Source organism: Burkholderia sp. MSHR3999, assembly GCF_000833595.1.
GTDB classification, from domain to species: domain Bacteria; phylum Pseudomonadota; class Gammaproteobacteria; order Burkholderiales; family Burkholderiaceae; genus Burkholderia; species Burkholderia ubonensis.
Map to the genome: position 1 here is coordinate 181,161 of NZ_JRFO01000005.1, position 14,608 is coordinate 195,768.

General features: G+C 68.2%; 3 protein-coding genes. All 3 read right to left on the minus strand.

Annotated elements, in window-relative coordinates:
• The 3 genes from KY49_RS14830 to KY49_RS14840 are packed head-to-tail and all read right to left on the minus strand — an operon-like array spanning nt 1 to nt 14,599.
• Nucleotides 1-9,084, minus strand: coding sequence for a non-ribosomal peptide synthetase (locus KY49_RS14830; RefSeq protein WP_082062384.1), 9,084 nt, complete (start codon nt 9,082-9,084; stop codon nt 1-3).
• Nucleotides 9,081-12,995: a non-ribosomal peptide synthetase gene (locus tag KY49_RS14835; protein ID WP_042585413.1), complete on the minus strand. Its 3,915-nt coding sequence runs from the start codon at nt 12,993-12,995 to the stop codon at nt 9,081-9,083. The genes KY49_RS14830 and KY49_RS14835 overlap by 4 nt, the downstream gene beginning before the upstream one ends.
• Nucleotides 12,983-14,599 carry an MBL fold metallo-hydrolase gene (locus KY49_RS14840; protein WP_042585414.1) on the minus strand — a complete coding sequence of 539 codons (1,617 nt, stop codon included), beginning with the start codon at nt 14,597-14,599 and terminating at the stop codon, nt 12,983-12,985. The genes KY49_RS14835 and KY49_RS14840 overlap by 13 nt, the downstream gene beginning before the upstream one ends.
• Nucleotides 14,600-14,608: the final 9 nt, after the last annotated feature.

Here is a 14,608-nt window from a genome sequence, read left to right on the forward strand (position 1 = left end):
TCACGTGTTCTCCTCGACGGCGTCGTCGGCGGTGGGTTCGGGCGCGGTCTTCAGGCGAAGGCCGACCCGGACCTTCTGGCCGGCTGCGGGCGCACTGCCGGAGAGCGCGATGCGATCGACCGGCGTGCCCGGATCACGCACGAAGACGTCGAGTATCTCGAGCAGCCGATCGCGCATCGCGGCGATGGTCGCGGGGCGGAACAGGCGGGTGTTGTAGATCAACTGGATACGGTGCCGGCCTTCGCTTTCGACGATCTGGAAGGACAGGTCGAACTTGGCCGTGGTGTCCGCCGGCGACAGGTCCGTGATGCGAAGGCCGGGCTGCGGCGCCGGCGCCGAAATGTAGTTCGCTTGAATGTCGAAGATCGGGAAATGATTCGCCGGGGTGCGGATCTTGAGATCTTCGAGCAACAGGTCGAACGGGTAGGACGCGTGCTCCAGCGCTTGCGCGGAGGTTTTCGCCACGGCGTCGATCACCTCGTCGACGGTCGTGGATTTCCGCAGCGGCACACGGAGCACGACGGTGTTGAGGAACACGCCGATCTGCGATTCGAGCTGTTCGCTGTCGCGCCCGGCCGACATGCTGCCGATGACGATGTCTTCACGCCCCGTATAGCGGTGCAGCAGCACGCAGAACGACGACAGGATCACCGCGTACAGCGACGTATGGTGAGCGCGGGCCAGCTTCGCGAGTTCCGCCGCGTGCAGGTCCGGCAGTTCCACGTCGAGCGTCTGCCCCGCGTGGCTGAGCCGCTCGGGGCGCGGATAGTCCGGCGCCAGTTGCAGGCGGGGCAGTGGCGGCGCCAGTTGCTCGAGCCAGTACGCGCGATGCGCGGCGGCGCGCGAATCGTCCAGGCAGGCGTTGTGCCACGCGGCGTAGTCGCGGTACTGGATGGCAAGCGGCGGCAGGTCGCGTCCCGCGTAAAGCGCATGCAGATCGTCGGTCAGCACGCGGATCGACCACGCATCCGAAATCACGTGGTGCATGTTCAGCAACAGCAGATGCTGCTCCGGCGAGAGCCGGACCAGCTTGACGCGAAACAGCGGGCCCGACGCGAGATCGAAGGGCTGCTCGCTTTCTGCGCGGATCAGCGCATCGATCGCTTGCGGCCCGGCATCTTCCGCGAGCTCCGTCTGCTCGACCCGGAATCCGGACGCTTCGCGGCTGAGGATGCGTTGCCGCAGCTCGCCTTCGATCATCGCAAACACGGTGCGCAGGCTCTCGTGGCGATCGACCAGCGCGTCGAACGCATGGACGAGGCGCGCCGTATCGACGGCGCCGTCCAGTTGCAGCGCACCCGCCATGTTGTACGTGGACGGGTCCGCGCCGCGGCTCGCGAGCCAGATGCGCTTCTGCGCGCGAGACACCGCGTACGACGGTTGCGCAGGGAGCGCCGGAATGATTTCCTCCGCGCCGGCGGTGGCGGTGGAAACCAGCTTCTTCGCGAGCTCGCGCGGCGTCGGCGCATGGAAAACATCGGCGACCGCGACGTTCAGCTTCAGTTCGCGGCGAATCCGGCTGACCATCTGGATCGCCTTGAGGCTCTGGCCGCCGTGCTCGAAGAAGTTGTCGTCGACACCGTTCGGCCGGCGGCCGAGCACCTCGGCGAAGATGCGCAGCAGCGCCGCTTCGGTGGGCGTGCGCGGTTCGGCCGCCGCGCCGTCGGGCGCGGACGCGGCATCCGGGAGCGGCAGCGCGGCGCGGTTGATCTTGCCGTTCGGCGTGACGGGAAGCGCCGGCAGCAGCATCACGGTGTCGGGCACCATATGGGCCGGCAGCTTTTCGCGCAGCGCCTGGCGCAAGCTTGCGGGCGTCCAGCCGGTTCCCGACGCGTAGGCGCACAGGGTCGTTTCGGCGTCCGCGGCGTCGCGGGCGACCACGACGGCGTTGGAGATGCCTTCGAGATCGGTCAGCGCGGCTTCGATTTCCCCCAGCTCGATGCGATAGCCGCGAACCTTGACCTGGAAGTCGCGGCGTCCGAAGAAGTGAAGGTTGCCGTCCGGCCCGAAGCAGCCGATATCGCCGGTGTGATAAAGGCGCGCACCCGGTTCCGGATTGAACGGATCGTCGCGGAACACCGCGCGGGTGCGCGTTTCGTCGAACAGGTAGCCGCGCCCGACGCCGGCCCCCCCGATGCAGATCTCGCCCTTGACGCCGATCGGGCAGAGATTCATGTCGGCGTCCACGACGTAGAGGCGCAGGTTCTCGATGGGGCGGCCGATCGGAATCGCGGGGAGGTCCGGCGCGCACTCCATGCTGTAATGCGCGACGGAGTCCGAAGCTTCGGTCGGCCCGTAGGCATTGATGAGGCGGACTGCCGGATTCAGGCGGAACCACGTTCGCACGGAGGCGGGCTGCAGGGTTTCGCCGATGGTCAGCAGCGTGTCGAGGTGCGGGAAAGCCGGCGCCGCGTGCCGTTCCAGCTCGACGAGAAAGGTCGCCAGATAGGACGGGACGAATTGCATCGCCGTGATGCGGTCGCGGTGCAGGCTGTCGATCAGCAGCGCGGGCTCGAGGATCACGGCATCGGGATAGATCACCGTCGTGCCGCCCGACACCAGCGCCGCGAAGCATTGCCAGACCGAAATGTCGGAGCAGTGCGAAGCAGTCTGCGCGACCGCGCTGTGCGCGCCGAGCCCGACCCTGCGCGCCATCGCGAGCACGTGGTTGAGCATGCCGCGATGCTCGACCATCGCGCCCTTGGGCTGGCCGGTCGAGCCCGACGTGAAGATCACGTAGGCGAGGTCCGCGGGCCGGCAACGCGGCGCCGATGGCGCCGGCGCGCCGGCGCCGCGATCGTCGGGCAGGCGCGACGGATCGACCGTCGGGATCGACGACAGCGCCGGCGGCGGCACGCAGTCGGTGGCGACGATGATCGTCGGCCGGGCCGACGCGAGGATGGCTTCGACCCGCCGGGCCGGATAGGCCGGATCGACGGGCACGTACGCCGCGCCGCACTTCCAGATCGCCAGGATCGTTTCCAGCATCAGGTGCGAGCGCGGCATCCATACGGCGATCCGGTCGTCGGGCTGAATCGGCGCGGCCTGCAGCAGATGCCGGGCGATCCGGTCGGCGCCTTCGACGAGTTCCCGATAGGTGCGGACCACCGTGCCGCAGCGGACCGCGATGCGCTCGGGGTGCGCGGCGGCGGCGGCCTCGATCAGTTCGGGCAGCGTGCGGTCGGACGGGACCGGCGCGAAGGTGTCGTTCCAGTCCAGCAGGATCTCGTCCCGCTCGGCCGGGGTGAGGAGCGGAATGCCTCCGTTCGGGCGATCCTCTTCGGACGCAAGGCCGACGAGCAGGGTTTCGACATGGCGCAGCAGGCGGACGACCGTTTCGCAGTCGAAGCGGCCATCGTCGTACAGCACCTGCAACGACAGGCGCTTGCCCGGCGTCACGACCAGCGTCAGCGGGTAGTTGTTCGGATCGGACACGTGAAATGCGCCGATGCGCAGACCGGGAAGCGCATCGGCCAGCGCTTCCTCGACCGGATAGTTCTGGAAGATGAGCAGGCTTTCGAAGAGCGGCACGCCGGGCGGCAGGCCCGCGAATTTCTGAATGTCGGCGAGCGGATAGTGCGCGTAGTCCTCCTGCTGCGCGAGATCCATCTGCAATTGCGCCAGCCACGCAGCCGTCGGGCGCTTGTCGATGCGGACCCGCACCGGCAGCGTGTTGATGAACAGCCCGACCATCTCGTCCGAGTCCGGCAGCGACGCCGGGCGACCGGAAACGATCGTGCCGAACACGACGTCCGCTTCGCCGCTATAGCGGCCCAGCAACTGTGCCCACGCGCCCTGGGCGAGCGTGTTGAGCGTGATGCGGCTGGCTTGCGCGAACGCGACGAGCCGCTGCGTATCGCGCTCGGAGAGCAGAAGCTGCTCTTCCAGATAGGCGCCTGGTGCGGCCGTTCCGTCGAGTTCGGGGCGACCGAGCACGAGCGGCGTCGTCGTCGGGAAGTCCTCGAGCTTCGTCTTCCAGAAGCGCTCCGCGGCCCCGGCGTCCTGGCGTTCCAGCCAGCGCACGTAATCGCGGAAGGCCGGCGGCGCGGGCCGCTGCGTGGTGGCATCGGCCGGCAGGGCCTGATAGGCGGCGGCCACTTCGCTCAGCAGCCGGGCGGAGCTCCACCCGTCGAGCAGGATGTGGTGATGGCTCCAGTAGAAGCGCCATGCCTGCGGGCCCACGCGGAACAGCCCCATGCGCATCAGCGGCGCGCGGGTAAAGTCGAAGCCGCGCGCGCGGTCTTGCGTCAGGTACGCGTCCCAACGCCGTTCCGCTTCCTCGGCGGAAGCCGCGCTCAGATCCTCCTCATGCCAGGGCAGGTCGATGCGGCGATGCACGACCTGCACGGGGCTTTCGAGTTCTTCCCAGTGAAACGAGGTTCGCAGGATGTCGTGCCGGTGCATCACCGCATCCCACGCGTGGCGGAACCGTTCGACATCGAGTGCGCCGTCGATGCGGAAATCGAGGCTGCTGAAATACGCATCCGACGCCGGTTCGTACAGGCCGTGGAACAGCATGCCCTGCTGGGTCGGCGTCAGCGCGTAGACGGCGTCGATCTCGTCCGCGATGACCGAGGCCAGCGCCTGCGGCAGACCTGAAGCGGACTGCTCGACATGATCGACATGGTCGGCGACGAGGGATTCGAGCGCCGCGATGTACGCCTGCGCGACGCGCCGGATGCTGTCCGTTTCGTGACAGGCCCGGCTGAACTCCCACGCAACGTGCAGACGGTTGCCGGTCACGTACGCGTTGATGTCGAGCAGATGCTCGCGCTGCTGGTTCGCGTTGCGGCCGTCTCCGCTCGGCTCAGCGGCCTGCTTCCAGTCGCGTGCGGCGGTCAGCACCTGGTCGATCTGACCCAGGTAGTTGAACAGCAGCCGGGGCTGCGGAGCCGGGCCGTCGAGCCGGTCTTGCAGCACGCCGTAGCTGATGCCCCCGGCCGGCACGGCGCGCAGTTGCGCCTTGACCGACGCAACGAGGCGCGCCGGATCGTGCGGGCCCGCATCGACCTTCAGCAGGACCGGGAAGAGGGACGTGAACCAGCCCACCGTGCGCGAGACGTCGAGGTCCGCGACGTGTTCCTCGCGCCCGTGCGCTTCGAGATCCAGCAGGACGTCGGCGCATCCGCTCCAGTCGCTGACCACGCGCGCGAGCGCGGCCAGCAGCAAGTCGTTGATCTGGGCGTCGTAGGCGCGGGGCGCGGCGGCCAGCAAGGCCGCGGTCGCGGATTCGCCCAGCTCGACCACGATCGTTTCGGCGGACGAAACGGTATTGGCGTCGGCCGTTGCGGCGCGATCGAGCAGCAGGCCGGGCGGCGTCGAACGAGCGAGGGCCTGCCAATGGGCGAGATCGGCGTCGGCGGCGCCGGAGCCGGCCCAGTTCGACAGGGCCCGGGTCCATGCGGTCCACGATGCGCCGCTGCCCGCGAATTCGGGCGCTTTGCCGCTGCGCAGCCGGGTATAGGCGTCGTACACGGTTTCGAGCAGCGCGCCCCATGACACGCCGTCGATCACCAGATGATGGGCGACCAGCAGCAGGCGCAGCGATCTGCCTTCGTCGATGCGGAACAGGTCCGCGCGCAAGACGGGGCCGTCCGACAGATTCAGGCTCGCATGAGATTGCGCGACATGCTGCGCGAGCTGATCGGCGCGGATGTCGAGCACGCCGACGGGGATCTCCGGATCGTCGACGACTTCCTGAATCCAGCCGGACGCGTCCGCGCGAAAGCGCAGCCGAAGCGCGTCATGCCATTTGGCCGCGTGCCGGAGGGCCTGGCGCAGCGCGGCCGGATCGAGGTCCGGCGGAACCTCGAGCAGCACCGCCTGGTTGTACTGGTCCTGATCGTCCTTGCGCTGCGAAAAGAAGCGCTTCTGGATCGGCGTCAGCGGCAGCGGGCCGGACGACGCGACGAACTCCGCCGCCTGGGCTTCGCCGCGAGTGGCCACGGCGGCGAGCTCGGCGACCGTCGGATGCTGGAAGATGAGCCGGGTGGTGATCTTCAGGCCCGCCTTGGCGGCCAGCGCCACGATGCGCATGCTGAGAATCGAATCGCCGCCCAGCGCGAAAATGTTGTCGTGGATGCCGGGCGACGGAATGCCCAGCGCTTCGCCCCAGATGCGGCACAGCAGCGTCTCGGTGGGCGTGCGCGGCAGCGCGGGCGCCTGAGCCGCGGCCGAGAGCCGCGACCGGTCCAGCGGCGGCAAGGCCTTCCGGTCGATCTTGCCGTTGCCGCTCAACGGCAGCGCGTCGAGCACCACGTAGATGCCCGGCACCATGTAGGCGGGCAGCGTGGCGGACAGCGCGGCGGCGATCTCGGCGTCGCTCAGCGACGCGCCGTCACGGAACGCGACATACGCGCACAGGGCGGCGCGGCCGGCCTCGTCGCGATAATCGAGCGCGGCCGCCTGGCGGATTTCCGGAATGGCGGCCAGCGCGTTGTCGATCTCCCCGAGCTCGATGCGGTAGCCGCGAATCTTCAGTTGGTGGTCCTTGCGACCGTGGAGCACGAGCGTCCCGTCGGGGAGATAGCAGCCGATGTCGCGGGTGCGGTACATGCGCACGCCGCAGGCCGGATGGAACGGGTCCTCGACGAAGGCTTCCCGTGTGCCGGCTTCATTGTTGAGATAGCCGCGGCCGACCGCGACGCCGGACACGCAAAGCTCGCCGGGAATCCCGATCGGGCACAGGTTCATCTGCGGGTCGACGACATAGATGCGCACGTTGCGGATCGGCTTGCCGACCGGCACGTAAGGCGTGTTCGGTGCGTGCGTCATGCGGTGCTGCGCGACATCGTCGGACGCTTCCGCCGGGCCATACGCGTTCACTACCGCGATGTCCGGGAATACGTCGAACCACTGTTTCACCAGGGCCGGGCTGACCATCTCGCCGGTGATGAGCAGGTGCCGCAGGTGCCGCATCAGCGCCGGCCGTTCCGACGCGCGGTCGAGCAGCGCGGACAGATAGGACGGCACCAGTTCGAGGATGCTGATCCGGGCGGATTCCAGATACTCCAGGAAACACGCGGGATCGCGAATCCGTTCGTCGTCGACGATCACGGTCTTGCCGCCGACGAGCGGCGCCGTGAAAAATTGCCAGACCGAAATATCGAAGCAATGCGGTGCGGTCTGCGCGATCACCGACGACGCCGAGATCGAAAACTCGTCGATCTCGGCGAGCATGTGATTCAGCATGCCGGCGTGCTCGACCATCGCCCCCTTGGGCTTGCCGGTGGAGCCGGACGTGTAGATCACGTACGCGAGGCTGTCGGGCGACACGGGGCGGCCGGGGTTGGTATCGTCGACGACATCGGTGGCGGCATCGAGCGACACGACCGGCGCGAGCGCGGCCAGCTCGGCGGGCAGGAGGCCGTCGCAGGTAATGACGAGGTCGGCGCCGGAATCCTCGAGAATGGTGCGGATGCGGGCCGCCGGAAAGTTGGGATCGATCGGGATATAGGCGGCGCCGCACTTCCAGACGGCGAAGATCGCCTCCATCAGGCACTCCGACCGGTGCATGCAGATCGCGACCAGCGCATCCGGCTTCAGCTCGACGGCGGCCAGCAGGCGGTGGGCGGTGCGGTTCGCGCGGGCATTCAGCTCGCCCGCGCTCAGGACGACATCCCGGTACTCGACCGCCGGCCGTTCGGGGTGGTCCGCGGCGGCCTGCTCCAGGCGATGCACGACGGTGAGCTCGGCGTCGAACGGCACGGCGGTGTCGTTGAAGGTGTCCAGCAACTGACGACGTTCGGCCTCAGGGAGAATCGGCATGCGTCCGAGCAGCCGGTTTGGATCGGCCGTGAACGCGTCGAGCGTCGCGGCCACGTGGCCCAGCATGCGCTGCATCGCGTCTTCATCGAAGCGCCGCGGGTCGAACGACAGCTCCATCTTCCAGTCGTCGCGCGCCGTCACGACGAATTCGAGGGGGATGTCGGCGCGGTTGTAGAGCTGCACGTCGTCGACCGCCAGGCCGTGCGCGCCGTGCGTCAGCGACTCGTCCAGCGGGTAATTCATGAACGTGATGTTGCTTTCGAACAGCGGCGTCGTCAGCGGGACTTCGCTGCAGCGCTGGATGTCGGGCAACGGAGTGTGCTCGAACGGCGCACGCGCGGCCACGCGCGCCTGGATCATCTTCAGCCACGGCGCGAGCGGCTGCCGCGGGTCGACCCGCACCCGCACCGGAACCGTATTGATGAACAGGCCGAGCATGGTTTCGATCCCCGGCAGGTTGGCGCCCCGTCCGGAGACGACGGCGCCGAACACCACGTCGGTTTCCCCGCTGTAGCGCGACAGCACGAGCGCCCAGGCCGCTTGCGCGAGGGTGTTGAGGGTGACGTGGTGCCGGGCCGCGAATTGCCGCAGGCGCGTGCTGAGGTCGGCCGACAGGTCGGCCTGGACTTGCGCGAGGCCTTCGCCGAAGCGCTCGCCCGCCTGCGCGCGCGCGGCCGTGGGCAGCGGGGTCGGCGTGCGGAAGCCTTCGAGATAACGCGTCCAGTATTGCTGCGCGGCTTGCGGTTCGCGCTGCTGCAGCCACTGGATGTAGTCGCGATACGGGCGCACCGGCGGGAGCGCCGGCGGCAGGCCGCGCGTGAGCGCGCCGTAGACCTGGAAGATTTCCTCGATCACGAGCGACAGGCACCAGCCATCGGCAAGGATGTGATGGTGGCTCCAGCTGAACAGGTGCGCGTCCTCGGCGACGCGCACCAGGCGGCAGCGCACGAGCGGCGCGCGATCGAGCGCGAAGCCCTCGGCCAGATCGCTTTCGAGATGCGCGCTCCACCGCGCGCGCTGCTGGTCTTCCGGCAGGTCGCGCCAGTCGTCCTGCACCCACGGCAGCGTGGCGTGCGCGTGCACGACCTGCATCGGCTTGTCGAACGCTTCCCAATGGAACGACGTGCGCATCACCGGATGCCGATCGACGAGCTGCTGCCATGCGGCATGAAACAGCGCGGGATCGAGGCTGCCGGCGATCCGGCAACTGAGCTGGTTGAAGCTGCTTCTCGCGCCGGGCGAGTGCACGGCATGAAAGAGCATCGCCTCCTGCATCGGGGAGAGCTCGTAGATATCGGCAATGGTGGCGGATGTCACGATTTGATCCTTGAGACGAGGGCGTCCAGCGCTTCCTGGCTGATGCGCGCAGCCGGAAAGTCCGACGGGCTCAGCCCCGGCTGGCCGTCGCCGCTGGCCGCGACGATCGACAGCAGACGGCTGCGGTAGCACTGCGTCAGCCGCTCGATGACGCCCGGTGCGCAGGCTTCGCGGTTGTAGTGCCAGGTGAGGCGCAGACGGCCGTCGAACACCACCCCGTCGATCTCGAAGAGATGGCCGCGCCGCGCGCGCGGACTGTGCTCGGGACTCTGGAAGTCGAGCACCGGCTTCCAGCCGGTGTCGTCGGCCAGCACGCGATCGATCTGGCCGAGATAGTTGAAGCGCACCGGCGCCGGCGGCTGCCGTTCCAGCGCCGCCGCGATGCGGGCGTCGTTGCCGAGGTAGCGGGCGATGCCGTAGCCGAGCCCGCGCATCGGCACCGCGCGCAACTGCTCCTTGACGTTGCGCAGCGCGTCGGCCGCCACGGCGGCGTCGCCGGCGTTCAGGAACACCGGGTAGTGCGACGTAAACCAGCCGATGGTGCGTGACGTATCGACGCCGTCGAAGATGTCCTCGCGGCCGTGGCCTTCGAGATCGACGACCAGCGACGCGTTGCCGGTCCAGTCGCCGAACGCGAGCAGCAAGGCCGTCAGCAGGACTTCGTTGATCTGCGTATTGAACGCGCGCGGCACGTCCTGCAGCAGCGCTTGCGTCTGCTGCGCGTCGAACTCGACGACGGTCGACCCGGCTTCGGCGACGGTGCCGACCGGCATGTCGTCGAAGCACGCCTGCGCGTCGGCGTTCCCCTGGAGCCAATAGTCCAGGCCGTCGAGCCTGGTCGCGCCGAGTTCGGCCAGGCGGTTCGCCCAGTCGCGCCACGCGGTCGTTCGGGCCGGCAGCCGCACCGCTTCGCCCGCTTCGAGCTGGCGGCACGCGGTGTACAGGTCTTCGAACAGGATGCGCCACGAGACGCCGTCGATCACCAGATGATGCGCGACCACGAGCAGGCGCTGTGGCGCGTCCGGACCGAACTGGAACAGGTGAGCGCGCAGCAGCGGCGGCGCGGACAACGTGAAGCTTTCCTGCATGCGGGTGGCGGTCGCGAGCATCGCGGCTTGGCCGCCGGCGGGCGCCTCGCCGGCCAGCGACGTGACGCCGAGCGGAATCGCCAGCGGCGGCGCCGCATGCGATTGCCGCCACGCGCCGGCCACGCGCTCGAAACTCAGCCGCAGCGCGTCGTGATGCGTCGCGACGGCGGACAGCGCCTGCTCGATCACGTCCGGCCGCAGCGACGCGGGCACCTCGATCATCGTCGACTGGTTGTAGTGGTGCGGGTCCGCGACGTCTTGCGCGAAGAACCAGTGCTGGATCGGCGTCAGCGGGGCGGGCCCGACCACCGGCTCCTGCGGGATCGTCATCGACGGCGCATCGACGGCAACCCGGGCGAGCTCGGCGATGGTCGGATGGGCGAAGAACTGATCGGCAGTGAACTTGAGGCCGACTTGCTGCGCGAGCGACATCACCTGGATGAGCAGGATCGAGTCGCCGCCCAGTTCGAAGAAGTTGTCGCGAATGCCGATCTGCTCGCGGCCCAGCACGTCGCACCAGATCTTGCCGAGGCGCGCCTCGACGTCGTTGGTCGGCGCGCTGTACACGGTTTCGCTCGGGGCCGGCGCCAGCTCCAGCGCGGCGAGCGCCTTGCGGTCGGGCTTGCCGTTGGGCGTCAGCGGCATGCGTTCGAGCGTCACGATCGACGCCGGCACCATGAACTCGGGCAGGCGTGCCTGCAGGTGTTCGCGCAGGCTGGCGACGCTGGCCGTCGCCGTCTCCACACAGGCCACCAGATGCTTGTGCTTCGACGCATCTTCGCGCACGAACACGAGCGCGTCGGCGACGCCGGCGTGCTGCCGGAGCGCCGCTTCGATTTCCCCCGTCTCGATCCGGTAGCCGCGAATTTTCACCTGCGTGTCGCGGCGCCCGGTGATTTCCAGATTGCCGTCCGGCAGCCAGACGCCGAGGTCGCCGGTGCGGTAGAGGCGCTCGCCCGGCTCGAACGGGTGGGCGACGAACGCGGCGGCGGTCAGGTCGTCGCGGCCGAGGTAACCGCGAGCGAGTGCGATGCCGGACACGCAGATCTCGCCCGTGCAGCCTTCGGGCGCCAGGGCTCCGTGCTCGTCGAGCAGGTACAGGTGCGCATTGCGGATCGGGCGGCCGACCGGCAGGCGGGCGCCGTAGGCGGTTGCGGCGTCGACCACGTAGTCGGTGATGCAGACGGTCGCCTCGGTGGGGCCATACGAGTTATGGCACGAGCGCGTCCGGGCCAGCTTGCAGAGATCCGCGACGCGGGCGTTGTCGCCCGCGCTGATCACCCGTTTCACGGCGCCGAGCGCGTCCCAGTCGAGCGCGGCGAGATAGGCCGGCGTCGCGTTGATGGTGGTGACGCCCTGCTGCGCGACGTATTCGACGAAACGCGGCGCGTCCCGGATCACCGACGTTTTCGCCAGCACGAGGCGCGCGCCCGCGAGCAGCGTGACGAAAATCTCCATGATCGAGCCGTCGAAGCCCGGCGAGTAGAACTGCACGAAGCGGTCGTCGGCATCGAAACCGAACGCGTCCACGTGATACTGCGCCATGTTCAGCAGGCCCGCGTGCTCGAGCACGACGCCCTTCGGCGCGCCCGTGGAGCCGGACGTGTAGATGATGTACGCGGCGTCGTCCGGCCGGACCTCGGCCTGCGCCGACGCGGATGCGGGCTCCAGCGTGTCGAGCTGGAAGTCGAGGGCGAACATCGGGATCGCCCAGAAATCGGCGAGCAGCGGCAGGTGCTCCGAGTGCGTCAGCAGCGCCTTGACTTTCGCGTCCTCGATCATGAAGCGCAGGCGCTCCTGCGGAAACTCCGGGTCGAGCGGCAGATACACCGCGCCGGCTTTGAGGACGCCGAGCATGCCGACGATCCAGCGCTCGGAACGGTCGGCCACCACGCCCACCACGTCGCCTCGTTCGATCGCGTATTCCGCGAGCAGGAAGCGCGCGAGCCGGGACGACTGGTCGTCCAGTTCGGCATAGGTCAGCGAGGCTTCGGCGGTCGCGACGGCGATGCTGTCGGGCGCGGACGCCGCGCGTTGCGCGAACTGCTCCAGGAACGTGCCCTGCACCGCAACGGGCTCGGCATGCGCGCGAAGGCGCGCGCGTTCCTCGTCGTCGAGCAGCGAGACCGTGTCGAGCGGCGCGTCCAGCGCGTCGAAGCCGGCCAGGACGTTGCGCAGGTGCCGCGCGACATGCTGTAGATAATGCAGCGTGAAGACCGTCGGCCGGCCCGTCAGCACGATCTCGTAGCGCGCGCGATGCCGGATCTCGATCGACAGGTCGTAGTCCGCCGACGCCCGGGCTTCGTGAAGCCCGTCGAAGCGCACGGCCACGTTGGTCGCGCGGGTTTCGCCATGCAGCTTGTGCGCGAGGGCGGCGATCGGAAAGTCCTGATACGAGTAGCTTCGCTGCACCGTGTCGCGAACCTGGTTCAGGTACTCGCGAACCGTCGCGCCGGGCCGGGCGGCGTCGATGAGCGGGACGGGGCCGGCGGAAGCTGCCGCGGATTCGGCGATCAGGCGCGGCGAATCCACGAACAGCCCGGCCGTGGCGTCGTAGCGCCCGAGGACACGGAACAGGGCCGCCAGCAGCACGACGAACGCGCCCAGCTCGTTGCCGGCGGCGAGCTTCTCCAGCACCCGCGCCGCGTCGCCGTCGAGCTCGAACGCGTGCACCGGCGCGGGGCCGAGCGGCAGCGCATACGCCTGCCACGCCTGCTGAAGGCGGAAGTCTTCGTCGATGCGACCGAGCGCGTCGTTCCAGAACGCCAGATGCTCCTGGTATTGGCCGCTGGTCGAGAGCGTGTTCAGATTCAGTTCTGACAAAGCACGATCTCCTTCGTCGCGTACAGCACTTCGGAAGCGATGCCCTTGGCCTTGCAGTGCGCGACAAACTGGGTGGACTGGATGTGGCTCGGCGAGTTTTCGTCGAAGGTGTTGTCGAGCAGGTGGTTCAGCCACGGCTCCTGACCCATCGCATAGACGTACGCCGCGTTGAACGCGAAGCCATCCACCAGCGCGGCGGCCTCGTCGATCTTGCAGCCGCGCGCGCGGCGCGACTGGTCGATGTCGCGCGGCAGCGCCTTGGGAAACAGCGGGCCATACACCCACGACGGCGGCGCGCCCTCGGTCTCCATCCCGACGAACAGGGTGTCCGGCTTGCCGGCGAGGCGGAAGACGTGCTCGTAGAGGACGGGGTCCAGGTTGCACGAATCGGCGATGCTCAGCACCGAACGATTGCCGAAGCGGATCATGAAGGACTGCTTGCTCTGGATCGCCAGGTCGTTGTGCTCGCCGAGGAACGGAATCGCGGTGATGGCCCCGTTGGGCAGCTTGATTTCCTGCGCATCCCGGACTTCCAGCACGTCGTCGAAGCCGAGCTTGCGCAACGCCAGTTCCAGCGACGGGTCTTGCGGGAAACCGTCGAAATTCCGGCCCACCACCACGGTCTTGATCTTGTGGCGAAGCTGCAGCAGCGTTTCGAGGACGATGTGGTCGTGATGGCTGTGCGTGAGCAGCACGTAGTCGATCTGGTCCGGCAGGTCGGCGAAGGTATAGCGCGGCAGGCGGGTGTCGTAGCCGTAGCTGATCAGCGGATCGAGCAGGATGCTCACGCCCCGGCTCTGGATCAGCAGGCACGCATGGCCGAAATAGCGGATGCGGATATCGTCGCCGTCGAACGAACGATCCGGTTTCGGCTCCGGCGCCTCCTCGACGAAGAACGAGCGGAACAGCGGCTCGTCCTTTTCCTCCACGCGCATCAGGTCGACGATTTTCGCGTAGCTGCCGGGCGTGTCGCGCATGCGGAACAGCGTGTCGAGCGCGGGCTCGTCGAAGGCCATGTTGCTGAACAGCGTGCGCTCGTCCTTGAGCCGAGGCGTGCTGAGAATGAATGGCCGCGGCGTGTTCTCGTCGATCGCCGACAGCGCGATGCTCTGCGCGTCGCGCGCATAGAACGGGCTCGCGTACAGCAGGCTCTCGAAGACCCGGAAGGACGGGTTGTGATTCAGGTCGTAATAGATCTCGACATAGCCTTTCAGCACCTCCGGAATCTCGGCGTAGATCGGGTCCGAGGCCATCCCCTTGGCCTGTTCCAGCAGCAGCGTGGAGAGCGCCTTGTAAGCCTTCGCCAGTTCCAGTTGCCGGGTGGCGCGCGCGGTGGTCTGCGCGATCAGCGCGCGGATTTCGTCGACGCGCTGGCCGCCCAGGTCGATGAACGGGCCGCCGCGCATCGCCGGGTCGTTGCATGCGGCCACATGCATCATCGGCGATGCGGCGTAGGACTTCATGATCGGCAGGAACCGCTCGGCCACGTTGAGCGCGGCGGTCAACGGCGGAAGCGTGTGAAACCACGCGTACCAGCCGTTGATCAGCGGTTCGAACTGGATGTTTTGCCGCAGGTAGACTTGCGTGCTGGACGAGATATTCAACGAGTTCTC